Source organism: Shimia sp. W99, from assembly GCF_053851455.3.
Map to the genome: position 1 here is coordinate 3979300 of NZ_JBSQBU020000001.1, position 22660 is coordinate 4001959.

23 protein-coding genes are annotated in these 22660 nt (G+C 61.3%); 17 read left to right on the forward strand and 6 right to left on the reverse strand.

Going from position 1 to position 22660, the window contains the following annotated elements:
• Positions 1-40: 40 nt before the first annotated feature.
• The gene (locus ACS3QZ_RS19195) at positions 41-1327 is read right to left on the reverse strand and encodes a homoserine dehydrogenase (protein WP_456039262.1); all 1287 of its coding nucleotides are present in this window, start codon (positions 1325-1327) and stop codon (positions 41-43) included.
• A gap of 108 nt (positions 1328-1435) precedes the next feature.
• The gene (locus tag ACS3QZ_RS19200) at positions 1436-1675 is read right to left on the reverse strand and encodes a hypothetical protein (RefSeq protein WP_456039263.1); all 240 of its coding nucleotides are present in this window, start codon (positions 1673-1675) and stop codon (positions 1436-1438) included.
• Positions 1676-1772: 97 nt separating this feature from the next.
• Here ACS3QZ_RS19200 and ACS3QZ_RS19205 point away from each other — a divergent pair, with 97 nt between their 5' ends.
• The gene (locus tag ACS3QZ_RS19205; RefSeq protein WP_456039264.1) at positions 1773-2357 is read left to right on the forward strand and encodes a TetR/AcrR family transcriptional regulator; all 585 of its coding nucleotides are present in this window, start codon (positions 1773-1775) and stop codon (positions 2355-2357) included.
• Between the two features lie 129 nt (positions 2358-2486).
• On the opposite strand, the gene ACS3QZ_RS19210 is transcribed toward ACS3QZ_RS19205, so the two are convergent.
• Complete coding sequence (locus ACS3QZ_RS19210) at positions 2487-3398, reverse strand: pirin family protein (RefSeq protein WP_456039265.1); 912 nt, start codon at positions 3396-3398, stop codon at positions 2487-2489.
• Positions 3399-3599: 201 nt separating this feature from the next.
• On the opposite strand from ACS3QZ_RS19210, the gene ACS3QZ_RS19215 reads away from it, so the two are divergent.
• The 7 genes from ACS3QZ_RS19215 (at position 3600) to ACS3QZ_RS19245 (ending at position 10182) form a co-directional block, all read left to right on the forward strand.
• Complete coding sequence (locus tag ACS3QZ_RS19215) at positions 3600-5222, forward strand: long-chain-fatty-acid--CoA ligase (protein ID WP_456039266.1); 1623 nt, start codon at positions 3600-3602, stop codon at positions 5220-5222.
• Positions 5215-6120 carry an alpha/beta fold hydrolase gene (locus tag ACS3QZ_RS19220; RefSeq protein ID WP_456039267.1) on the forward strand — a complete coding sequence of 302 codons (906 nt, stop codon included), beginning with the start codon at positions 5215-5217 and terminating at the stop codon, positions 6118-6120. The genes ACS3QZ_RS19215 and ACS3QZ_RS19220 overlap by 8 nt, the downstream gene beginning before the upstream one ends.
• Positions 6121-6267: 147 nt before the next feature.
• Positions 6268-7257: an NAD(P)H-dependent flavin oxidoreductase gene (locus tag ACS3QZ_RS19225; RefSeq protein WP_456039268.1), complete on the forward strand. Its 990-nt coding sequence runs from the start codon at positions 6268-6270 to the stop codon at positions 7255-7257.
• Positions 7254-7925 (forward strand): histidine phosphatase family protein, encoded by a 672-nt coding sequence (locus ACS3QZ_RS19230; protein WP_456039269.1) that lies wholly within the window; start codon positions 7254-7256, stop codon positions 7923-7925. Before ACS3QZ_RS19225 ends, ACS3QZ_RS19230 begins: the two co-directional genes overlap by 4 nt.
• Positions 7926-7938: 13 nt before the next feature.
• The gene (locus ACS3QZ_RS19235; protein ID WP_456039270.1) at positions 7939-8964 is read left to right on the forward strand and encodes a phosphotransferase family protein; all 1026 of its coding nucleotides are present in this window, start codon (positions 7939-7941) and stop codon (positions 8962-8964) included.
• Positions 8957-9742, forward strand: coding sequence for an SDR family NAD(P)-dependent oxidoreductase (locus tag ACS3QZ_RS19240; protein WP_456039271.1), 786 nt, complete (start codon positions 8957-8959; stop codon positions 9740-9742). Before ACS3QZ_RS19235 ends, ACS3QZ_RS19240 begins: the two co-directional genes overlap by 8 nt.
• Before the next feature lie 20 nt (positions 9743-9762).
• Complete coding sequence (locus tag ACS3QZ_RS19245; protein WP_456039272.1) at positions 9763-10182, forward strand: PaaI family thioesterase; 420 nt, start codon at positions 9763-9765, stop codon at positions 10180-10182.
• Positions 10183-10188: 6 nt separating this feature from the next.
• Here ACS3QZ_RS19245 and ACS3QZ_RS19250 read toward each other — a convergent pair whose 3' ends face one another.
• The gene (locus tag ACS3QZ_RS19250) at positions 10189-11580 is read right to left on the reverse strand and encodes an aminotransferase class V-fold PLP-dependent enzyme (RefSeq protein WP_456039273.1); all 1392 of its coding nucleotides are present in this window, start codon (positions 11578-11580) and stop codon (positions 10189-10191) included.
• A gap of 110 nt (positions 11581-11690) precedes the next feature.
• On the opposite strand from ACS3QZ_RS19250, the gene ACS3QZ_RS19255 reads away from it, so the two are divergent.
• The gene (locus tag ACS3QZ_RS19255; protein ID WP_456039274.1) at positions 11691-12158 is read left to right on the forward strand and encodes an Lrp/AsnC family transcriptional regulator; all 468 of its coding nucleotides are present in this window, start codon (positions 11691-11693) and stop codon (positions 12156-12158) included.
• A 92-nt stretch (positions 12159-12250) separates the two neighbouring features.
• Here the strand turns inward: ACS3QZ_RS19255 and ACS3QZ_RS19260 are convergent, their stop codons facing one another.
• A complete protein-coding gene (locus ACS3QZ_RS19260) occupies positions 12251-13189 on the reverse strand; it encodes an alpha/beta fold hydrolase (protein WP_456039275.1) in 939 nt (312 codons plus the stop codon).
• A 157-nt stretch (positions 13190-13346) separates the two neighbouring features.
• Between ACS3QZ_RS19260 and ACS3QZ_RS19265 the strand changes: the two genes are divergently transcribed.
• Genes ACS3QZ_RS19265 through arsJ form a run of 5 tightly spaced genes read left to right on the forward strand, consistent with a single transcriptional unit; the run spans position 13347 to position 17550 of the window.
• Positions 13347-13679 (forward strand): ArsR/SmtB family transcription factor, encoded by a 333-nt coding sequence (locus ACS3QZ_RS19265; RefSeq protein ID WP_456039276.1) that lies wholly within the window; start codon positions 13347-13349, stop codon positions 13677-13679.
• Between the two features lie 16 nt (positions 13680-13695).
• A complete protein-coding gene (locus ACS3QZ_RS19270; protein WP_456039277.1) occupies positions 13696-14211 on the forward strand; it encodes an arsenate reductase ArsC in 516 nt (171 codons plus the stop codon).
• Positions 14212-15267, forward strand: coding sequence for an ACR3 family arsenite efflux transporter (gene arsB, locus ACS3QZ_RS19275; protein ID WP_456039278.1), 1056 nt, complete (start codon positions 14212-14214; stop codon positions 15265-15267). It abuts the gene before it with no gap.
• 11 nt (positions 15268-15278) lie between these two features.
• Positions 15279-16289 (forward strand): ArsJ-associated glyceraldehyde-3-phosphate dehydrogenase, encoded by a 1011-nt coding sequence (locus tag ACS3QZ_RS19280; RefSeq protein ID WP_456039279.1) that lies wholly within the window; start codon positions 15279-15281, stop codon positions 16287-16289.
• Positions 16290-16308: 19 nt separating this feature from the next.
• Positions 16309-17550 carry an organoarsenical effux MFS transporter ArsJ gene (arsJ, locus tag ACS3QZ_RS19285; protein WP_456039280.1) on the forward strand — a complete coding sequence of 414 codons (1242 nt, stop codon included), beginning with the start codon at positions 16309-16311 and terminating at the stop codon, positions 17548-17550.
• On the opposite strand, the gene ACS3QZ_RS19290 is transcribed toward arsJ, so the two are convergent.
• A complete protein-coding gene (locus tag ACS3QZ_RS19290) occupies positions 17547-19208 on the reverse strand; it encodes an adenylate/guanylate cyclase domain-containing protein (protein ID WP_456039281.1) in 1662 nt (553 codons plus the stop codon). The two genes, arsJ and ACS3QZ_RS19290, sit on opposite strands and share 4 nt — an antisense overlap.
• Before the next feature lie 180 nt (positions 19209-19388).
• Here ACS3QZ_RS19290 and lepA point away from each other — a divergent pair, with 180 nt between their 5' ends.
• From lepA to ACS3QZ_RS19305, 3 genes are all read left to right on the forward strand, one after another.
• Positions 19389-21188, forward strand: a complete 1800-nt coding sequence (gene lepA / locus ACS3QZ_RS19295; protein WP_456039282.1) for a translation elongation factor 4 — start codon at positions 19389-19391, stop codon at positions 21186-21188.
• Positions 21189-21277: 89 nt separating this feature from the next.
• Entirely contained in the window at positions 21278-21973 is a 696-nt protein-coding gene (locus ACS3QZ_RS19300) for a toll/interleukin-1 receptor domain-containing protein (RefSeq protein ID WP_456039283.1), read from the forward strand.
• 209 nt (positions 21974-22182) lie between these two features.
• Positions 22183-22575 (forward strand): rhodanese-like domain-containing protein, encoded by a 393-nt coding sequence (locus ACS3QZ_RS19305; protein WP_456039284.1) that lies wholly within the window; start codon positions 22183-22185, stop codon positions 22573-22575.
• Positions 22576-22660: the final 85 nt, after the last annotated feature.

Here is a 22660-nt window from a genome sequence, read left to right on the forward strand (position 1 = left end):
CCCGCGCGATGTCTCAGCCGGGCTTGTGCAAGTTGCGTACTCAGACCATCTCGATGCGCAGCGCGACCGGCGCGCTTTCCACGACACCGGTGTCCCGCATGGCTTCAATGGCGGCATCCAGAGCCGCGCGCTGGGTTTTATGCGTCACGATCAGAACTGGGGCCGCTGCATTCTTGTGTTTGGTCTGGCGCATCCGGTCGATGCTGATGCCATTGTCGCCCAGAACCGTGGCGATCTTGGCCAGTGCGCCGGGTCGGTCTTCGAGCTTGAGGTGCAGGTAATAGGGGGCAGGTGAATTCGACTGGGCCGTCTTGGCCTTGCTCAGCGACTTGGCCGGAATGCCGAATGTCGACACCCGGAACCCGCGCGCGATGTCACATACGTCGCCCATCACGGCGCTGGCGGTCGGGCCTTCGCCCGCGCCGGGTCCCCGCAGAACGATCTGCTCTACCGCATCGCCTTCGATCACCACCATGTTGGTGCCGCCCTTGAGCTGACCCAGCGGGCTGTTCTTGGGGACGAGGCAGGGCGACATGCGCTGTTCGAGACCGCGCCCGGTCATCTGGGCCACGCCCAGAAGCTTGATGCGGTAGCCAAGATCGTTGGCCTGCTTGATGTCCTCGATCGAAATGCGCTGGATGCCCTCAAGTTCGACCGCGTCGAAATCGACCTGAGTGCCAAAGGCGATGGACGACAGCAGCGAGAGCTTGTGCCCTGCGTCAATCCCGCCCACGTCAAGGTTCGGATCGGCTTCGAGATAGCCCAGCTTGTCGGCCTCGGCGAACACCTCGTCATAGCTCAACCCGTCATCCAGCATCCGGGTCAGGATATAGTTGCAGGTGCCGTTCATCACACCCATGACGCGGGTGATATCGTTGCCCGCCAGACCTTCGGTCAGGGCCTTGATCACCGGGATGCCCCCGGCGACGGCAGCTTCGAACCGGATCACACGTCCGGCCTCTTCGGCGGCTTCGGCCAGCGCCTGACCGTGATGCGCCAGCAGCGCCTTGTTGGCTGTGACAACATCCTTGCCGCAGGCAATTGCGGCTTCGATCGAGTCCTTGGCGGGGCCGTTTTCGCCGCCCATCAGCTCGACGAACACGTCCACGTCATCGCGTTTGGCCAGCGCGACGGGATCTTCTTCCCACGAATAGTCGCTCAGGTTCACGCCCCGATCCTTGTCGCGCGACCGCGCGCTGACGGCGGTGATCACCACGGGGCGCCCGGTGCGTGTGGCCAGAAGGTTGGCTTTCTGGCGGACGATCTTGACGACGCCGACACCGACGGTGCCAAGCCCGGCAATCCCAAGGCGCAGGGGGGTGGTCATCTGGCGCTCTCCTTGATGACAGAATGCAATCAAGAGGCCGTGTATCCCAACCCGTTGACCTGTGCAACGGCGCGTCGGAGGTGACATGTCGGCTGGGGTGCGGGTTGCCTATTGGGCAGGCATTGCCCTGACGTCGGCGGCCCGCCGTTTGAGGCGTTTTGCCCGAGCTTCCAGCGCTTCGTCACTGTTCTCGTTCAGGCGCGGTGTATCCATGGCAAGGGTCTGTTCGACCGGCATAAGCTCGGGATAGGGCGCGGCCACGGCCGCGGCGTCGTCGATGTCGAGAACGTCCCGGCCCGGGCTGCAGGCCGCCGCGATCAGGAACAGGAAGGAAACGAAAATACGCATGGGTCTCGGATGGCTCGATTTCCCTATCTGTGCCCCAGAGCGACGCGCAGGGCAAGCAGGGGTTTTATTAGAACATATGTTCAGTTAATCTGGGTCCATGGCAAGAACCGCAGGATCACATTCCGAAATCACCGGCCCGCGCGTCCGCACCGCGGCGCTGGCGTTGTTTGCGCAGCACGGGTATGCGGCGGTCTCGATGCGCCAGATCGCGCGCGAGGTCGGTGTGCAGGCCGGGGCGCTCTATAATTACACGCCGGACAAGCAGTCCTTGCTGTTCGACCTGATGCGCGCGCATCTTGAAGATCTGCTTGCTGCACACGCCCCCAAGGAAGGGTCCGACCCGATGGCAGGGCTCGAGCACTTCACCCGGTTCCACATCCAGTTCCACGCCGAACGCCCTGACGAGGTTTTCATCGCCTACATGGAACTGCGCAATCTCAGCCCGGAGAACTTTGCCGAGATCGAAGCATTGCGCCGCCGCTACGAGGACCGGCTTGAAACCATCCTGCGCGCTGGGGTTGAGGCGGGGGTGTTTGCCGTTCCTGACCCCAAGATCGCCACCATGGCCGTGATTGCCATGCTGACCGGCGTGAATACCTGGTTCCGCGAGGGCGGACGGCTTTCCTTGGCCGAAGTCGAACAGATCTATTGGGACATGGTGCGCAAATCCGTGGCGATCTGATCCTTGAAACCTTTGGCTGGGGATGTGTCGGAGTTGGGTATTTGTGACCATTGAGAAGCAGCTGGTTCTTGCTTCTCAATGGTTCCAGATACCCAAATGCGGGGCGGTTTGGCCTGACGGCCCGCCGCGTCAGTGCGCAGGTCTGATGAACGTGCCGTTCCGCAAATCGGCAAAAGCCTGGCGCAATTCTTCCTGCGTGTTCATCACGATCGGCCCGTGCCAGGCCACGGGTTCCTGAATCGGGGTGCCCGAAATCAGCAGGAAGCGCACGCCGCGTTCCCCGGCCTGAACGGTGATCTCATCCCCGGTGCCGAACCGCACCAGCGTGCGATCTCCTGATATGTCGCGGATATTGACCTCCTGACCGGCGACTTCCTTTTCCAGCAGGACGCCTGTCGGTGTGCTGGCATCGGCAAAGGCGGCCTCGCCTTCGAACACATAGGCAAAAGCGCGTCGGTAGGTGTCGATCGGCAGGGTCTTTTTCACCCCTGCAGGGACCGTCACGTCCAGAAAGACAGGGTCGGCTGCGATGCCATCCACGGGGCCGGTGCGCCCCCAGAATGTGCCGGTGATGATCCGCACATGGGTGCCGTCATCGTCGGTGATCTCGGGGATTTCGCGCGCGTTCACATCCTGATAGCGCGGGTCGACCATCTTTTGCGCGCCGGGCAGGTTGGCCCAGAGCTGGAACCCGTGGTTGACGCCATGCGCATCCGGTGACGGCATTTCCTGGTGCATGATACCCGAACCGGCCGTCATCCACTGAACGTCCCCGGCGCCGAGATTGCCGGTATTGCCCAGCGAATCCTGATGCTCCACGGCGCCAGACAGCACATAGGTGATGGTTTCAATGCCGCGATGGGGGTGCCAGGGGAAACCGGCCTTGTACTTGGCCGGGTCATCATTGCGGAAATGATCCATCATCAGGAACGGGTCAAGCTCGTCGGGATCGCGAAAGCCGAAAGCGCGATGCAGGTGCACGCCGGCCCCTTCCAGGGTCGGCTGGGCGCGGCGGGTTTCCAGAACGGGGCGGATGGACATGGTGTGTCTCCTTTCATCAGGGAATCTAGGCGGGGCTCACGTCGCTTGCAATTGCCGCCTCTGCGCATCTGCGAAGGGTGACTGTGCAGCGATTGGCGCGAGACGCTGCGGCAGATTGCAAAGGAACCTTTTGCAATCTGCGACGTGCCGGGTAACGTACCGGCTCAGATCACCATCACCAAAGGCAGGGGAGGGCAAGGGATGCTTGGGTCAATGATGAACGTGCCGCTGAATATCGCGGACATCCTGAAATACGCGGCCGAAATCCATCCGACCGGCGAAATCGTGTCGGTGCGCACTGAGGGCGACATTCATCGCACCACCTATCGCGAAACGCTGGGACGGGTGTCTCAACTGGCCCATGCGCTAAAGGGAGAGGGCGCCGAAATCGGCGACAGGATCGCGACCCTTGCGTGGAACGGGTATCGCCATTTCGAACTCTACTATGCGATTTCCGGAATCGGCGCCGTGTGCCACACCATCAACCCGCGCCTGTCGGCCGAGCAGATGACTTATATCGTGACCCATGCCGAGGACACGATGCTGTTTGTCGACACCACCTTTGTGCCGCTGGTCGCGGCGCTGCGGGCGCAGTGGCCCGCCGGATTGAAGGTGGTGGTGATGACCGACCGGGCGCATATGCCCGCAGGCGACTACCTGTGCTATGAAGACCTGCTTGAGGGACAGCCCGAAAGCTTTGACTGGCCGGTGTTTGATGAAAACACGGCCTCGGGGCTTTGCTATACGTCGGGCACGACCGGCAACCCCAAGGGCACACTCTATACGCATCGCTCGACGGTCTTGCATGCTTTCATGGAGGCGGTTGGCCTGCCGAATGTCCTGCAGCCGGGGCGTGCGATCCTGCCTGTGGTGCCGCTGTTCCATGTGAACGCCTGGGGCCTGCCCTATGCCGCGCCGCTGACTGGCGCATCGCTCATCTTTCCGGGCGGGGCTCTTGACGGCGAAAGCCTCTTTAGGCTGATGGAGGCGGAAAACGTCTATTCCGCCTGGGGCGTGCCGACGGTCTGGCTTGGTCTTCAGGGCGAAATCGCGAAACAGGGCCGTCTGCCCAAGGGGCTGGCCGATGTGGTGATCGGTGGGTCTGCGGCGCCCGCCTCGATGATCCGGTTCTTTGAAGAGAATGACGTGAATGTCTGTCACGCCTGGGGCATGACAGAGATGTCGCCGATCGGGACGACGGGCAACCTGCCGCCGCATCTTGAGCACCTGCCGCTGGACGAGAAGCTCAAAGTCAAGTCGAAACAGGGGCGGCGCACCTGTCTGGTCGAACTCAAGATCCTTGATGAAGATGGTCAGCGCCTGCCCCATGATGGCGTGGCGGCGGGCGAATTGTTCGTGCGGGGCCCGGCGATCACGGCGGGGTATTTCAGGAATGACGAGGCCAACCGCAACGCCTTTGACAGCGAGGGCTGGTTCGGTACCGGGGACGTGGCGACGATTGATGCCAACGGCTATCTCAACATCACCGACCGCGCCAAGGACCTGATCAAGTCCGGCGGCGAATGGATCAGCTCGCTGGACCTTGAAAACACGGTTATGGCCCATCCCAAAGTGGCCAATTGCGCGGTGATTGCCATCGCCCATCCCAAATGGGATGAACGCCCGCTTCTGGTGGTGGTGCCAACGGCGGAGGGCGAGCCCGAAGTGCCTGAACTCATGGCCATGCTCGAAGAGCATTTTGCCAAGTGGCAGTTGCCCGATGATGTGGTGTTTGTCGATGAATTGCCGCTGACGGCGACGGGCAAGGTGTCCAAGCTGAGCCTACGCAAGCAGTTTGCCGATTACAAGCTGCCGGATGCCTGAAGCGCTCAAGACAGAGCGGTTGACCGTCAATGGCCAGCCGTTCTCTGCCCTGACAGCCGGCGACCCGGAAAAGCCGCTGCTCCTGTGCCTGCACGGGTTCCCGGAATATTCCGGCGCTTTCGAGGATATCCTGCCATTTCTGGCGGGGGAGTTTTTCTGTGTGGCGCCGGATCAGCGTGGCTATGGCGGGTCGTGGAAACCGGCCGGGGTGGCGGAATATGCCATGCCCGAACTGATGGCGGATGCTGCCGCGATGATCGTGCATTACGGCCAGGGCAAACCGGCGGCGGCCGTGATCGGGCACGACTGGGGCGCGGCGGTGGCCTATGCGCTGGCATTTCGTCATCCGGACCTTGTCGAACGACTGGTGATCGCCAATGGTGTGCATCCTGTGCCGTTCCAGAACGCGCTGGCATCGGGCGGCGCGCAAAGCGCGGCCAGCCAGTATATCGAATGGCTGCGCGCGGACGGGTCGGAAAATGCGCTTGTGGCTGATGATCATGCCCGCATGTTCCGGATTTTCTCGGAGAACATGGACATGTCTTGGATGACCCCGCAAAAGCGCGAGCAATACCGTGCGGCATGGGGGGATGCAGCGGCGGTGCGCGGCATGGTCAACTGGTATCGCGCTTCTGCGCTCAAGGTTGCACGCCCGGGCCATCCCTTGCCCCCGGAGACGCTCCCCCGCCTGAACCCGACCCATTTGCGCGTGACCATGCCCCACCTGCTTTTGTGGGGGCTTGAGGACACCGCGCTCCTGCCCGAAGCGCGCCACGGGATCGAACGGTTCTGCGAACGCCTCGAGATCCACGAAATCGAAGGGGCCGATCACTGGCTGTTGCACCAGCAACCCGAGCGGGTCGCGCGCCTGGTGCTCGATTTCCTCGCCCGCCCCTGATTTCTCAATGGTTTCAAATACCCCCGCCGGAGGCACCTTGCAGCGCGCGCCCGGCATGCAATCAAAGTGACGTTATGTCGTGAACGGCGATCCTTGCTATGCGGCCCGCGCGGCCTAGGCTAACGATCAGGGAACAGGAGGACAAACATGCGTGGGGACAGCCATTTGCCCGCAGCGTTGCAGGGATTGCGTATCCCCGCCGTTGCATCGCCGCTTTTCATCATATCCGTGCCGGAACTCGTCATTGCCCAGTGCAAGGCCGGGATCGTCGGCAGTTTTCCTGCGCTCAATGCGCGCGAGGGCGAAGGCGAACACCCGCTGCTCGATACCTGGCTGACCCTGATCCGCGAGGAACTCGACCGCCACAATCAGGCCAACCCGGACCGCCCCGCAGCGCCCTTTGCCGTCAACCAGATCGTGCATCGCTCGAATACACGGCTGGAACGGGATATCGAGCTTTGCCACAAGCACGAGGTGCCGATCTGGATTACCTCGCTGGGCGCGCGGGTCGAGGTGAACGAGGCCGCGCATGATTGCGGCGGCATTGCCTTGCACGACATCATCAACAATCGTTTTGCCAAGAAGGCCATCGAGAAAGGCGCCGATGGTCTGATCGCCGTGGCCGCCGGGGCCGGGGGACATGCGGGGCCGCAATCGCCGCTCGCGCTGATCTCGGAAATTCGTGAATGGTTCGAGGGACCGCTGTTGCTGTCCGGCTCAATCGGCACGGGCGACGCGCTTTTGGCCGCGCTCGCGATGGGGGCAGATCTGGGCTATATCGGATCGCCCTTCATTGCGACGAAAGAGGCAAACGCCCTGCAGGGGTACAAGGACATGATCGTGGAAAGCGGCGCGGATGACATCGTCTATTCCTCGCTCTTTACCGGGGTGTCCGGCAACTACCTGCGTGGTTCGATCGAGAACGCGGGCATGGATCCGGACAACCTGCCCGAAGGCGATCTCAAGACGATGAATTTCGGCGACAAGCGCGAAAAGCCAAAGGCATGGAAAACCATCTGGGGTTCGGGACAGGGCATTGGCGCGGTCAAGGATGTGACGTCTGTTGCCGACCTCGTGGATCGCTATGAACGCGAATTCAATGCGGCGTGGAAACGGCTTCAGGGGCGCATGGCATGAGCGCCATGTTCCACCTTGTGCGTCACGCGCAGGCCAGTTTTGGCGCGGCGGATTATGACAACCTGTCCGAGCTGGGGCACCGTCAGTCCGAAGCGCTGGGCGCGGCGCTGAAGGCGCAGGGCGTGGCCCCGGATGCCGTGTTTATCGGAGGGCAAAAACGGCATCGCCAGACATGGGAGGGTATGGAACGCGCGCTGAAGACCGGGCTGGAGCCGGTGGTTCTGCCCGGGTGGAACGAGTTTGATTTCGGCGGGCTGCTTGAGGCGCGTTTTGCCGGGCGCGATGACCGCCCGGATGATCTGCACACCGACCGCAAGACGCATTTCCGCATCCTTCGCGATACGGTTCTGGAATGGCAGCGCGAGGAAATCGCCAACCCGCCCGAAAGCTTTGCCGCCTTTTCGACCCGTGTCCGTGAGGCGCGCGAGATCATCGCACAGAGCGGCGCCAAGTGCCCTATTGCGGTGAGTTCCGGCGGGGCCATCGGGCGCACGTTGGCAGATGTGCTGGACGCGCCTGCCGAACAGATGATCCTGCTGCAATTGCAGGTCAAGAACTGTGCCGTGGCGCGATTTGTCATGGCGCGGGGCAATACGTGGATGCATGGGTTCAACGAAACACCGCATATCACTGCGGAGAACGAACAGGACATGCTGACCTATAGCTGAGGGGAGACAGCGCATGGATACCAGCACTTTGGACACCGAGGCCGTCGCGGGCTGGCTGAGCGCCAACCTGCCGGGGTTCGAAGGCCCGCTTGAGGCCACCAAGATTGCAGGCGGGCAATCCAACCCGACCTTTTTGCTGACGACACCGGGGCGTAAATACGTGCTGCGGCGCAAGCCGCCGGGGGTGTTGTTGAAGTCCGCCCATGCGGTGGATCGCGAGTTCCGGGTGCAAAAGGCCCTTGCCGGGACTGACGTGCCGGTCGCGGGGATGCATGTGCTTTGCGAGGACGACGACGTGATCGGCTCGGCCTTTTACGTGATGGACCATGTCGTGGGGCGGCAGTTTGATGACCCGCGTCTGCCCGACCTTGATCCCGAGGCGCGGGGCCGGGTGTTTGACGAGATGAACCGGGTTCTGGCCGCCATTCATTCCGTCGATATCGACGCTGTGGGGCTGTCGGATTATGGCCCCGAGGGCAACTACTTCGAACGCCAGATCGCACGCTGGACCAAGCAATACCGCGCCTCGGAAACCGAGCCTGTGCCGGACATGGATGCGTTGATTGACTGGCTTGCGGCCAACACGCCGCCCGATGATGGCAAGCGCACGCTGGTGCATGGGGATTTCCGCATCGACAACATGCTCTTTGCCCCGGACCGCGAAGAGGTGATCGCCATGCTGGACTGGGAACTGTCGACCATTGGCCACCCCTTTGCCGATCTCGGCTCGGTCATCATGCAGTGGCAAATGCCGCCGGGCAACGAGGGGCGCGGGCTGGCCGGGGTGGACCGCGCAAGCCTTGGCATTCCAACCGATCAGGCGTTCATCGCCGCCTATTGCCAGCGCATGGGCCTGCCCGGGATTGATCGTTTCGGCTTCTACCTTGCCTTCTGTTTCTTCCGCATGGGGGCAATCATTCAGGGTGTTCTGAAACGCGCGTTGGATGGCAATGCGTCCGACCCTGAGCGGGCGATGCGGCTGGGGGCTTTTGTGCCCCGCTTTGCCAAGGCGGGGCTGGAGGCCGCGAAACATGGATAAACGCTATCAGGACAAGGTGGTCATGATCACTGGCGCGGCCAGCGGTTTCGGCGCGCTTGCTGCAAAGATGTTTGCAGCCGAAGGCGCCCGGCTGGGCCTGTCGGATGTGAATGGCGCGCAGCTTGCCGAGGTGGTCGACGCCCTGCGCGCCAAGGGTGTCGAGGTTGTGTCGGATGTCGTGGATGTTTCGGACGAGGCACAGGTGGCCGCCCATGTGGGTCGGATTGCCGAGGCCTTTGGAACCGTACATGTCGGGGTCAATAACGCGGGCATCGGCCATGACGTGAAGCCTTTGCAGTTCCTCACCACCGAAGATTTCGACCTGATGATGAACGTGAATGCCAAGGGCGTGTTCCTGTGTATGAAATACCAGATCCCGCTGATGCAGCAGCACGGGGGCGGCGCGATCCTGAACGTAGCGTCGGCGGCGGGTCTGGTCGGGTCGGGGCACCTGTCGCTTTATGCGGCGGCCAAACATGCGGTCGTGGGTATCACCAAGGCCGCCGCGGACGAAAACGCCAAACGCGGCATTCGCGTAAACGCGTTGTGCCCGTCCTTTTCCGCCACGCCGATGGTGGACGAAATGGCCGAGCAGGTCGGCGGCAAGGCCGGTCTCAGCCGGGAGCAGGCGTTTACCCATATCGCCAGCCGTGTGCCGATGGGGCGCGTCAGTGCCCCCGAGGAAGTGGTGCAGGCGATGCTTTGGATCTGTGCGCCCGAAAATTCATTTATGACCGGACAGGCGATTGCCATTGATGGCGGCTTGACCGCGGTGTGACGCTCGGGCAGGCATGTGACATGAGTGAAACTCCGCTTGACCCCCGCCTTGATGAAGACCCCTATGCGCTGCAAAAGCATCTGGGGTTCCGGCTCACCCATTGGGATGTGGATTACGCCCGGCTGGAATTGCCGATCGAGCATTTCCTGATGAACCGGGCGGGCATTCCGCATGGCGGTATCTACGCGACGCTGCTTGATACGGTGATGGGCTATGCGGGCTGCTACACGGGTGATCCGGGGCATAAGAAGCTGGCGCTGACCCTGTCGCTGACCACCAACTTCCTGTCGCGCCCCAAAGGGCATGTCCTGATCGCCGAGGGACGGCGCGTGGGGGGTGGGGCGAGCACGTTCTTTGCCGAAAGCACGGTGTGCGACGAGACCGGCGAAATCATTGCGCGCGGGTCCGGCGCGTTCAAGTATCGCAAGACCCGGCTCTGAGGCGCGTCAGGCCGCTTTGGCGAGCCATCCCGACGCCAGCTCTGTCACCGCGTTCAGGATGAAATCGACGGTCTCATCCGTCATCAGCACGCTCAGGTTCAGACGCACGAAGCCCGGCTTGCTGGTGCCGCCGCCATGCAGGATGTCCTCGCGGATTTCGGCGCTGAGCGCATCGTCAATGTTCAGCAGTGCATGCACATAAGGTCCCGCACAGGAGCAACCGCCGCGCGCCTGAATGCCGTAAACTTCTGACAGGGCGCGGGTAAAGGCGTTGTGGTCGATCCGCTGGCCGTTTGCGTCACGGGGGACGAAGGACAGGATCGGCAGGCGGTTGGGGCGATTGTCGGCCAAAAGTTGGATATTCGGGTGCTTGGCCCATGCATCAAAGGCACGAGCAGAGAGCTCGGTGTTGCGCGTGTCGAAATAGCTCTGTCCGATCACATCCTTGACGATCATGGCCAGCGCGACGCGGATATCGCCGATCACGTTGGGCGTGCCACCTTCTTCGCGCTGCTCGAGCCGGGTGACGTAATCATGCTGATGCGCGTTCACGAAAGCCACGGTGCCACCGCCGGGGCGATAGGGCACATCCGTCGCCACCGCATCCCGGCGCAGGATCAGAACACCGCTGGCACCGGGGCCACCGATGAACTTGTGCCCCGAAAAGACCAGCGCGTCGATTTCGGCACCCTGCGCCGGGGTCATGGCCATACGCAGGTAGGGGCCGCCACCGGCATAATCCCAGACCATGCGTGCACCGTGCGCCTTGACGATGCGGGTCACCGCCGCGACATCGGGGCAAACGCCGGTCACATTTGCTGCGGCACTCATGGCAACAATCACCGGGCCGGACTTGGTATGCTCCGCAAGGGCACCATTGAGCACGTCCATGTCGGGGCCGCCTTTTGCGGCTTCGGGCAGTTCGATCACTCTTGCACCACTCTCGCGCCAGGGCAGGAGGTTGGAGTGGTGTTCATAGGGGCCGACGATGACGGTGCTGCCCGCATCGACCTGCAGCAGGTGGATCAACTGGTTCAATCCCGCCGTCGCGCCTGAACCAGAGAAGATTACCGCATGGTCTTCGGTGCGGGCACCGCAGAGATCAGCGACAACCTTGCGGGCATCTTCGCGCAACCTCGTGGTATGGGCGCCACAGAAAGACGCTTCGGTGTGGCTGTTGGCATAAAATGGCAGAACCTGTTCCATGACAAAGCTCTCGACCTGTCGCAGGGCGCGGCCTGAGGCGACGTAATCGGCATAGATCAGCTTGGTCGGCCCAGCAGGTGTGTCGATCGTGGCGTCCCCGCCGATCAGACCTTCGCGCAGTCCTGACAGGGGATTGGGGTCCTGCCGGAGTTTTTTGGCGAAGTCTTGGAATGCATTTGTCTGATTGGTCATGGGACGCCCTGTTACCGTGAGTGGTGTGCTGTCAGGTTAGCGCTGTCGGGCTGGGATGAGTTCACTTATTTGATATGGTAATTCACCGGTTTTTGTGTCATTTGATCGAAATGATAGGAAAAATGGATACCATTGATCGAAAGTTGCTTGATCTGCTGCAACGCGACGGATCGCTTTCTCAGCGTGATCTGGCGGACCGGGTGGGGCTGTCCCAGAATGCCTTGTGGCGCCGATTGAAGCGTTTGGATGAGCAGGGCATTCTCAAGGGAACGCGGATGAAGATCGATCCGGCGGCATTGGGACTTGATCTGACGGTGTTCGTCATGGTGCGCACCCGCAATCATTCCATGGAATGGGCCGAGGGGTTTGCAAAGCATGTGGCGCGCATTCCACAGGTGGCGGAGATGCACAGGATTGGCGGAGATTGGGACTATATGCTCAAGATCGTCACAACAGGTATGTCGGGCTATGACGCGGTGTATCGGCGGCTGACCACGGGCTATGAGCTGGACACGGTGACGGGGTATTTCTCGATGGAAACCATGTTGGAGGATCGCCCGCTCGACGTGTTTGGATAACAGGCTTGCAGGGGGCCAACCCCCGCACACAGGTTGGACGCGGGGGCCAGCCCCCGCACCCCCGGAGTATTTCTGGCAAAATGAAGAGGGGATCAGCCGGGAGCCCGGGCGGCGATGTCACGAATGAATTGCGTGCAGGCGTCGGGGGCGGTGAAGGGGATCATGTGGCCATGCCCGGGCAGGAGCGTGGTGTCAAAGCCGAAAGCAGCCATGGGGGTGCCGTGGTGATCGGGCGACAGAATGGCGTCGTCTTCGGCAAACAGGATGGCTCCGGGGACGCACATGTCTGTCGCGTAGCGCTCTGTCAGGTGGGACACGCTTTCGCGCGTGGCCATCAGGTCAGCAGACGCCGAGATGAAGGTTTCCGGGCGCAGCGCAAGAGGCCCACCTCCCCTGGTCTCGAAGTCTGCGGGGACCGGGTCGGGGGCGAAGATCTTTTGCAGCATGCGGCGGCGGGTGAGCCGCGTCATCGGGACCACAAGCGTGTGGGCCAGAACAAGGCGCATGCCGCGCCATTTGAGCTGGAGCGGGCGAAATACGTCGGGAATGCCCGCCTGGGGCTGGGTTGCCGGGCAAAGCAGGGCAAGGGCGGCAGGCGCGTCGGGTCGCGCGAGCGTCATCGCCAGCGCCACCGCGCCGCCAAGGGAATGGCCGACCAGAACCGGGTTGGTGATGCCTTGGGTGTCGACGAATTCCCAGATCATCGCGGCCTGCGCTTCGAGCGAGGCCCGCGTATCGTCTTCGCGCGTGGAATAGCCGCTTCCGGGGCGGTCGAGCGCAATGACGTGATGCGATGTGGCCAGATTGTCGACCAAGGCGTAGGTGAAATGGTGCAGATTGCCGGCCAGCCCATGGATCAGCACAAGGGTTTGCGCGTCTTTTGGGCCGGCTTCGATGTAGTGGATGGTTCCGCCGGTGACGGGCTGGAACGCGCCGATTGGAGGTTGTGCGACTTCTGCGGCGCGTGACAGGCGGCGCGTCCAGAGGGCGAGGCCTGCGATCAGGGCAAGAAGAACGGTAACGGCGGTCATGGCGGCTCCGGATTCACCTGTTCATGAGGGCGCCCCGATGATGTGAGAGTCAAGCGGGTACGCGGCGGCGGGCGTCATGCCGGTGTTACAAAAAATTCACCATAACGGGCGCGGGAATCGCTTGTCCCGGATCTCTTGTTTCAATATTTCATGAAATATGGAAAAGAATGACGCCCTTTCGGCCTTTGCCGCCCTGAGCCAGCCGTTGCGCTTGGATGTGTTCCGCCTTTTGATCGCGCGGGGCGAGGCCGGAATGCTGGCTGGGGAGATCGCGCAGGCGATGGAGGTGCGGCAGAACACGCTGTCGGCCAACCTCTCGGTGCTGCTCAATGCCGGACTGGTGCGCAATGCGCGCGAAGGCAGGGCGATCCGGTATTTCGCGGATACCGAGGGGCTGCGTGGGCTGCTCGGGTTTCTCTTGCAGGATTGCTGCGGCGGGCGGCCAGAATTGTGCCAACCGCTGATCGAAGACCTCACCTGTGCCTGTTGACAAGGAGACACGAGCCATGTCGGACAAAATCTATAACGTGTTGTTCCTGTGCCGGGGCAACTCGGCGCGTTCGATTATCGCCGAAGCTGTGTTGCAGCGGGAATCCATGGGCCGGTTCCGGGGGTTTTCTGCCGGATCGCATCCCGCCGGGGCGCCGCATCCCTATACGCTCGACCTGCTGAACGGGCTGAACCACGACACGGGGTTCGCGCGGTCAAAGAGCTGGGACGAGTTTGCCACCGCCGACGCGCCTCGGATGGATTTTGTCTTTACTGTCTGTGATGCTGCCGCCGCTGAACCCTGTCCGGTCTGGCCGGGGCAGCCGATGAGTGCGCATTGGGGGCTGCCTGATCCGGTTCAGGTTCAGGGGAGCGAGGCCGAAAGGCGGGTCGCCTTTTCCGAGACCTACCGCATGCTGCGCAACCGGATATCGGCTTTTGTGAACCTGCCGATTGAACAGCTCGACGCCGTGGCGCTTCAGGGGCGGCTGGACAAGATCGGGCAGGATACCATCATGGCAGGAGCAGAATGAATGAGTGATCACGTGATACAGGCCGAAGCCGGTTTGGGAACGTTCGAACGTCTCCTGTCGCTGTGGGTGGCGTTGGCCATCGGGGCGGGCTTGTTGCTTGGCAGCGTGATGCCGGGTGTATTCGGCGCGCTGGCTGCGTTGGAGGTGGCGTCTGTGAACCTGCCGGTTGCGGTGCTGATCTGGGCGATGGTCTATCCGATGATGGTCGGGGTCGACTTCAAATCGCTGGCCCATATTGGCGAGCGGCCCAAGGGGCTGGCGATCACGCTGGTTGTGAATTGGCTGGTCAAACCCTTCACCATGGCCGCGCTGGGGGTTCTGTTCTTTGAACATGTGTTCGCGCCGTGGATCGCACCCGAGGATGCGCAGGCTTATCTGGCGGGGGTGATTCTGCTGGGGGCGGCGCCCTGTACGGCGATGGTGTTTGTCTGGTCCAACCTCACGCGCGGTGATCCGACCTATACGCTGGTTCAGGTGAGTGTGAATGACGTGATCATGGTGTTTGCCTTTGCGCCCATCGTCGCGCTGCTTCTGGGGGTGACCGACATCGTCGTGCCGTGGGAAACACTGATCCTGTCGGTGGTGCTTTACGTGCTTTTGCCCCTGCTGGCGGGGTTGGTGACGCGGTCCCGACTGGTCCGTCAGGGCGGAGAAGCCGCCGTGGATGCCTTCAAGGCAAAGGTGGCGCCGTTCTCGATCACCGGGTTGCTGGTGACGGTGGTGCTGTTGTTCGGGTTCCAGGCTCAGGTGATCCTGGGCCAGCCCTTCGTGATCCTGCTCATCGCCATTCCGCTTTTGATCCAATCCTACGGCATCTTCTTCCTTGCCTATGGCTGGGCGCGGCTTTGGAATGTGCCGTTCAACGTGGCTGCGCCCTGCGCCATGATCGGTACGTCGAATTTCTTTGAACTGGCCGTGGCCGTCGCGATCTCGCTCTTTGGGTTGGGATCGGGGGCGGCGCTGGCCACCGTCGTGGGGGTGTTGGTCGAAGTGCCGGTCATGCTCTCGCTTGTTGCTTTTGCCAACCGCACGCGCGGCTGGTTCCCGAATGATTGAGGATTGAAGACATGACCAGAATCGCCATCAACGGCCTTGGCCGCATGGGCAAGCTCGTGATCCGCAGCTTTTTCGACCTTGGGATTGATGCCGAGATCGTTCTTTTGAACGACGCGATGGGCGATTCCGAACTGCATGCGCACCTGTTGGAGTTCGACACGGTGCATGGGCGCTGGCGGGCGGATTTTGCGTTTGATGACAGCAGTATCACGGTCGATGGCCAGCAGATGCGCTTTACCTCGACCCGTGATCTTGATGCGTTGCCGCTTCAGGAGCTGGGCGTCGATCTGGTGGTGGACTGCACCGGGGCGTTCAAGACCAATGCCAAGCTGCAGCCCTATTTCGATCAGGGGGTGAAAAAGGTGGTGGTTTCGGCCCCGGTCAAAGAAGACGATGCGGCCAATATCGTCTATGGCGTCAATGAAGGCACTTATGACCCGGCAGCGCATCGGGTCATCACGGCGGCCTCCTGTACCACCAACTGTATTGCGCCTGTGGTCAAGGTCATCAACGAGGCGCTGGGCATCGAGCAGGCGTCCTTCACCACCATCCATGATGTGACCAACACGCAGGTGATCGTGGACCGCGCCCACAAGGATCCGCGCCGGGCGCGTTCGGCGCTCAATTCGCTGATCCCGACCACCACGGGCTCGGCCAAGGCCATCATCCAGATTTTCCCGGAACTGGAGGGCCGCATTGACGGCCACGCCGTGCGGGTGCCGCTGTTGAATGCGTCGCTGACCGACATTGTCTTTGACGTGAGCCGCGACACCACCGCCGAAGAGGTGAACAGCCTGTTCGAAGCGGCCTCCAAGGGCGCGCTTGAAGGCATTCTGGGCTATGAAACGCGCCCGTTGGTGAGCTGCGATTACACCAATGACGAACGCTCGACCATCGTGGACGCCCTGTCGACTCGGGTGGTGAACGGGCGTCACGTCAAGGTTTATGCGTGGTATGACAATGAATGGGGCTATGCATGGCGACTGGCGGATGTGACCCGCATGGTCGTGGGCAGCCTCTAACCCCGATGCACCTGACGACATGACCGAAACGACCAAACCCAACGGCCTTGCCGCCTATGCAACCGTCACGGCCGCCTATTGGGCCTTTATGCTGACCGATGGCGCGCTGCGCATGCTGGTTTTGTTGCATTTTCATGCGCTCGGGTTTTCGCCGGTGCAGCTGGCCTATCTCTTTGTCTTGTACGAGGTGATGGGGGTGATCACCAACCTGTCGGCGGGCTGGTTGGCGGCGCGGTTCGGGCTGACCTCGACGCTTTATGCCGGGCTGGGGTTGCAGATCGTGGCACTTCTGGCGCTGGCGCAGCTTGATCCGGCATGGGGTCTCTCGGCGTCGGTGATCTATGTGATGTGCGTGCAAGGGCTGTCTGGCGTGGCCAAGGATCTGGCCAAGATGTCGGCCAAATCGGCGGTCAAGGTGCTGGCGCCCGAGGGGCAGGGTACGCTTTTCAAGTGGGTCGCCGTGCTTACCGGGTCCAAGAATGCGGTCAAGGGGCTGGGGTTCCTTTTGGGCGCGGTGCTGTTGGCGGTCTGGGGCTTTGTTACCTCGGTCTGGGTCATGGCGGCGGTTCTGGGCGTGATCCTGATTGGGGTCGTGGCTTTCATGCCTGCGGGCCTGTCACGGGGAAAGAAATCGGCCAAGTTCTCTCACGTCTTTTCCAAGGACAGCAATATCAACCGCCTGAGCCTTGCCCGCCTGTTCCTGTTCGGCGCGCGCGACGTGTGGTTCGTGGTTGGCATCCCGATCTATTTCTATGCCGTGCTGTCGGATGGCAGCGAGGCAGGCAACCGCGCCGCGTTCTTCATGATCGGCAGCTTCATGGCAGTCTGGATCATTCTTTATGGCTTTGTGCAGGGGCTCGCCCCCAAGCTGCTGAAGGGGGCCAGCAGCACGACGCCTCAGATCGTGCACAAGGCGGTGACATGGTGCGCGGCGCTAACCCTGATCCCACTTGCCCTTGCCGGGGCGGTTTGGGCCAACTTGCCGGGGCTGACGGCGATCCTCGTTGTGGGGCTGTTGGTGTTCGGCTTTGTCTTTGCGGTGAATTCCTCCGTGCACTCCTACCTGATCCTCGCCTTCACGACGGGGGAGCGGGTGACGATGGATGTCGGCTTCTACTACATGTCGAACGCTGCCGGGCGTCTTGTGGGCACGCTCTTGTCGGGGCTGAGTTACCAGCTTGGGGGATTGCCGCTCTGCCTGTTCACGGCGGCGCTCATGGCGGGGGCCGCGACGCTGGCGGCGAACAGGTTGCGGGGTTAGACCGGGTCGGCCTCGGGGTGGAGTGCGTCATTGATCCACTCGAAACCATCTGGCAGAGGGATGCGCTGCACGGCGATGCAGGGCTGTTTTTCGAGTTTTTCCGCCGAACGCCGTGCGGCCTCCAACCCGGCAGTGTCCCCGGCCTCGCGACAGGCCAGAGCCTTGAGTAGGTGCAGACCACGTTCCTCGGGCCGCAGATAGGCCGCCTCTTTGGCTTCGCGTGCCGCTTCTTGGGCATTCCCTGCGCATAGGTGGGCGCGGGCGTTGAATGTCAGGCGCACCAGCTTGAACGGGTCATCCGACCCACGGATGAGGTAGCCCTCCAATGCTTTCAGGGCATCTTCGATCCGCCCCTCTCGCAGAGCGATCTGGGCTTGCACCTCTACAATTCCCAGGAAGTTCGGGTTGACCTCCAGCGACTGCGCCATGTCGAATCTGGCTGCCTCAAGGTCATCAAGCATCCGCAGGCGATAGGCCGCGCGCGCCCAGAATATGAAATCGCTGTGGGGCTCCTCCTGAACCGCTATGTCCAGTTCGCGGCCCAGCTCGGCGGCAAGAGCCGCGTCGAAGGGCTCGAACCTGATCCCCCACCAATTGAGACGGTTCTGTGCTTTCATGGCGAGCGCCATCGGGTCACGCGGGTTCAATGTTACCGCGCGTTCGAGCGCGGCATAGCCGCGCCGCCAGTCTTCGAGTCGTTGTTTGAAAAACAGATTTGCGGCACGGGCGCGCAACTCTGACAGGCTCAGTTGATCGTCTGCGAGGTGGGCCATCCTGTCGCCATCATGCTGGATGGTCTGAAGACGGATATCCGCCTCGGCCCGCGCCACCACGTCATCGGTAAAGGCAAAGATATCGGATGCGTTGCCATCATAGGTACTTGTCCACACGGTGCTGACATCCTCGCGCAGGATGAGGCTGATCGCCAGCCGACCGCGGGCGCCGGCAAGGCGCAACCGGCCCCGCAGGATGAACACGGTCGGCGCGGAAGGGTCATCCCCCAAATCAACCGTATCGATCCCGGTGCGTTTCATCGACGTCTGGAGGATCCCGTCATGCAGGTCTGCTGCGATGGCGGCTGTATCCGCATCGTCCGGGGCAAAGCTGAAAGGCTCAAAGCCGATGGAAGGCAACGCCCCGGCCGCGCCGGGTGCCGTGACAAGATTGGCGGGACGCCACTGGTAGAGCCGCATCGGTGTCGCGATGTTCTTGAGCTTGAACACGCCTGCATCCGCAAGATTGCCGCGCCGCGACACGCTTAGCTGGCGAAACAGGTCTTCCGAGAGCATCACTCCGCCCGGGGGAGCTTCGGTTTCGATTCTTTGCGCGATATTGACCCCCGCGCCGTAGAAATCATCCTCATCCTCGACGATCTCGCCGATATGACAGCCGATGCGCAGCTTGATTACCGCGTGATCGGCCAGCCCGGTCTGCACCTCTTCGGCGCAATCCAGCGCCGCCTCGACGCCCGGAAAGGACAAGATCCACCCGTCCCCCATGCGCTTGAGCACTTCGCCGCCGTGATTGGCGGCCACCGGCTCAAGAAGCCGAGTCTTGAGCTCGCGCACCGAGGCCACGGCCAGCGCCTCATCCCGCCCCATGAGGGCAGAATATCCGACGAGGTCGGCACACATGAGGATGGTCAATCGGCGGTTCATAAGGGGGCATTTCCCTGGCGCGGGCGCTACGATGTCTCTTCAGGCTAGAACAAAATCTTGGAATGGCCAAACCGGGATACAAGGGTCCTGTCGAAATTTGATCTCTGTCTTGGAAACAACGTGGTGACATCTGCGCAAGCCACCTTGACCAAATCCGCATTTCCGCTCATATGCCGATCCATGACAGAGCTCTCGAAAATCCGCAATTTCTCCATCGTCGCCCATATCGACCACGGGAAGTCCACCCTTGCCGACCGCCTCATTCAGGAGACCGGCACGGTTGAAGACCGTGACATGAAGGAACAGCTTCTCGACTCGATGGATATCGAGCGCGAACGCGGCATTACCATCAAGGCCAACACCGTCCGCATCGACTACAAGGCGGACGATGGCGAGACCTATGTGCTGAACCTGATCGACACCCCCGGTCACGTCGACTTTGCCTATGAGGTCTCCCGCTCCATGCGCGCGGTCGAAGGCTCGCTTCTGGTGGTCGACTCCACCCAAGGGGTCGAGGCGCAGACGCTGGCCAACGTGTATCAGGCGATTGACGCGGATCACGAGATTGTTCCGGTGCTCAACAAGATCGACCTGCCGGCCTCGGATTGTGACCGCGTCGCCGAACAGATCGAAGACGTGATCGGCATCGACGCCTCGGGCGCGATCCAGGTCAGCGCCAAGACCGGACAGGGCATCCACGAAACGCTGGAAGCCATCGTCCAACACCTGCCCGCCCCCAAGGGCGACCGCGACGCCCCCTTGAAGGCGATGCTGGTGGACAGCTGGTATGACGCCTATCTCGGCGTGATCGTGCTTGTGCGGATCATGGACGGGGTTCTCAAGAAAGGCATGCGCGTCAAGTTCATGTCGAACGGCACCCTGCACCATGTCGACCGGATCGGCGTGTTCCGCCCCGCGATGCAGGTCATCGACGAGCTTGGACCCGGTGAAATCGGCTTTCTGACCGCCTCGATCAAACAGGTGCGCGACACCCGCGTCGGGGACACGATCACCAATGACCGCAACGGCACCGAAACCGCGCTGCCGGGCTTTAAACCGGCCCAGCCTGTGGTGTTCTGTGGCCTCTTCCCCGTCGACAGCGCCGAATTCGAAGACCTGCGCGACGCCATCGACAAGCTGGCGCTGAACGACGCGTCCTTCAGCTTTGAAATGGAAACCTCTGCCGCGCTGGGCTTTGGCTTCCGCTGCGGCTTCCTTGGGCTGTTGCACCTCGAAGTGATCCGCGACCGGATCGAGCGGGAATACAATATCGAGCTGATCACCACGGCGCCAAGCGTGATCTATCACGTCTACATGAAAGACGGCACCAAGATCGAGCTGCACAATCCCGCCGACATGCCCGACATGTCCAAGGTCGACCACCTCGAAGAGCCGCGCATCAAGGCGACGATCCTTGTGCCCGACGATTATCTTGGCGACGTCCTGAAACTCTGTCAGGACCGCCGCGGCATCCAGCTTGACCTGACCTATGCGGGCAGTCGCGCGATGGTGGTCTATGACCTGCCGCTCAACGAAGTGGTGTTTGATTTCTACGACCGTCTGAAATCCGTGACCAAGGGCTATGCGTCGTTCGACTACCAGATGGAAGACTACCGCGAGGATAACCTCGTGAAGATGTCGGTTCTGGTGAATGACGAACCCGTCGATGCGCTCTCGACCATGGTCCACCGCGACCGCGCCGAACAGCGGGGCCGGGCGATGTGCGAAAAACTCAAGGACCTGATCCCGCGCCACATGTTCAAGATCCCGATTCAGGCGGCGATTGGCGGCAAGGTGATTGCCCGCGAAACTTTGTCGGCGCTGCGCAAGGACGTGACCGCGAAATGCTACGGCGGCGACGCCTCGCGGAAACGCAAACTGCTCGACAAGCAGAAAGCGGGTAAGAAGAAGATGCGCCAGTTCGGGAAAGTGGATATCCCGCAGGAAGCGTTTATTTCGGCGTTGAAGATGGATGGGTGAGGAACTCACCTATAGAAATTTCGCCTGTTGACGCATCAATTCAAGAGTAGGAGTGTCCAAACAGACATTTTCTGTATTTTGGACTAGTTATGCGACCCAGCGAACGTTTGCGATTAATTTCTGAGCTTTCTGCGGAATTGCAGTCGAGGTTCACCTACAGTGAGATAGATACTTACTTTGGTGCCTTTGGTGTTGACCCGATTGCTCCTTGGAATGGACCAAACAGTAAGCGCGTTTATTCATCCGAATTGATGAAGGATCTATCAGACGGCGTTTTGATTGAAATGGCCAACGATTTAGAGTTGGGTGCGCAAACTGCTTCCACTCAATTGCCTAAAATTTGGGAGGAAACTTCAGAGCTGAGACTCTTTATCAGTCACATTTCAGCAGACAAAGATAAAGCCCTTCGGTTGCGAGATTGTTTGAAACCTTATGGAATATCGGCATTTGTGGCACATGAAGACATCGAACCGACCGTGCTATGGCAGACTGAAATTGAACGCGCACTAGCGCATATGCATTGCTTTGTTTCTATGCACACGCCGGGTTTTTCAAAGAGCAACTGGACGCAACAAGAAATCGGCTTCGCCGCAGCAAGAAAAATCAAGGTCATTTCGCTAAAGATGGGCGAAACGCCGACGGGTTTTATTGGCAAGGAGCAAGCCTTGCCGCGCAGAAATAGAACTGCCGAGGAGATTTCCAAAGTTATTGTTGATTTGTTGAAACAAGACAGTCGCACCAAGGACTTTTTTACTTCCGCCGACAGTGACGAAGTACCTTTTTGATCCTTGGGGTTCCCTTCGGTTTGTCTCCAGACTGCAAGTCGAACCTGCAATCCATTGACGCCCGGCATCGCCGGGCAGCGCCCGACCCTCCCCACGGGAGGGCGCTTCACGCCCACCCAGGGTCGGGCGCTGCCCTCTGTTGGTGGGCATTGACACCCGGACCGCAGCCCGCAAACTGCAGTCAACGCGATTTGAACAGGAGACTCCCCATGCCCCTTACTGCTGCTGCCATGCTCGAAGCCGCCCATGCGGTTGTGCCGAAGATTTCAACGCAGGATGCGCAGGCCAAGATGGCCGAGGGCGCGCTCCTTTTGGATATCCGGGACGCCCCGGAATTGCAGATGAACGGGCGCGCGGCCGGGAGCCATCATATCCCGCGCGGGATGCTCGAATTCCGCGCCGATCCGGCGACGCAGTTTCACGATCCCGAGTTGCGCTTTGACCGTCCGGTGATCCTGCATTGTGCCAGCGGGGGCAGGGCGGCGCTGGCCGGGAAGCTGCTCAAGGACATGGGGTATCAGGAAGTCTATAACCTCGGCGGTCTGAAAGACTGGGTCGAGGCGGGCGGGCCGGCCTCTGAACCGGTCGATCCGGGTATGTGAGTCGGATACCGACGCAATACCGACATTATACCGACGTGATACCGATTGGGCATTCCAGCGCCAAGTTGACGCGAACTTCGCGCTG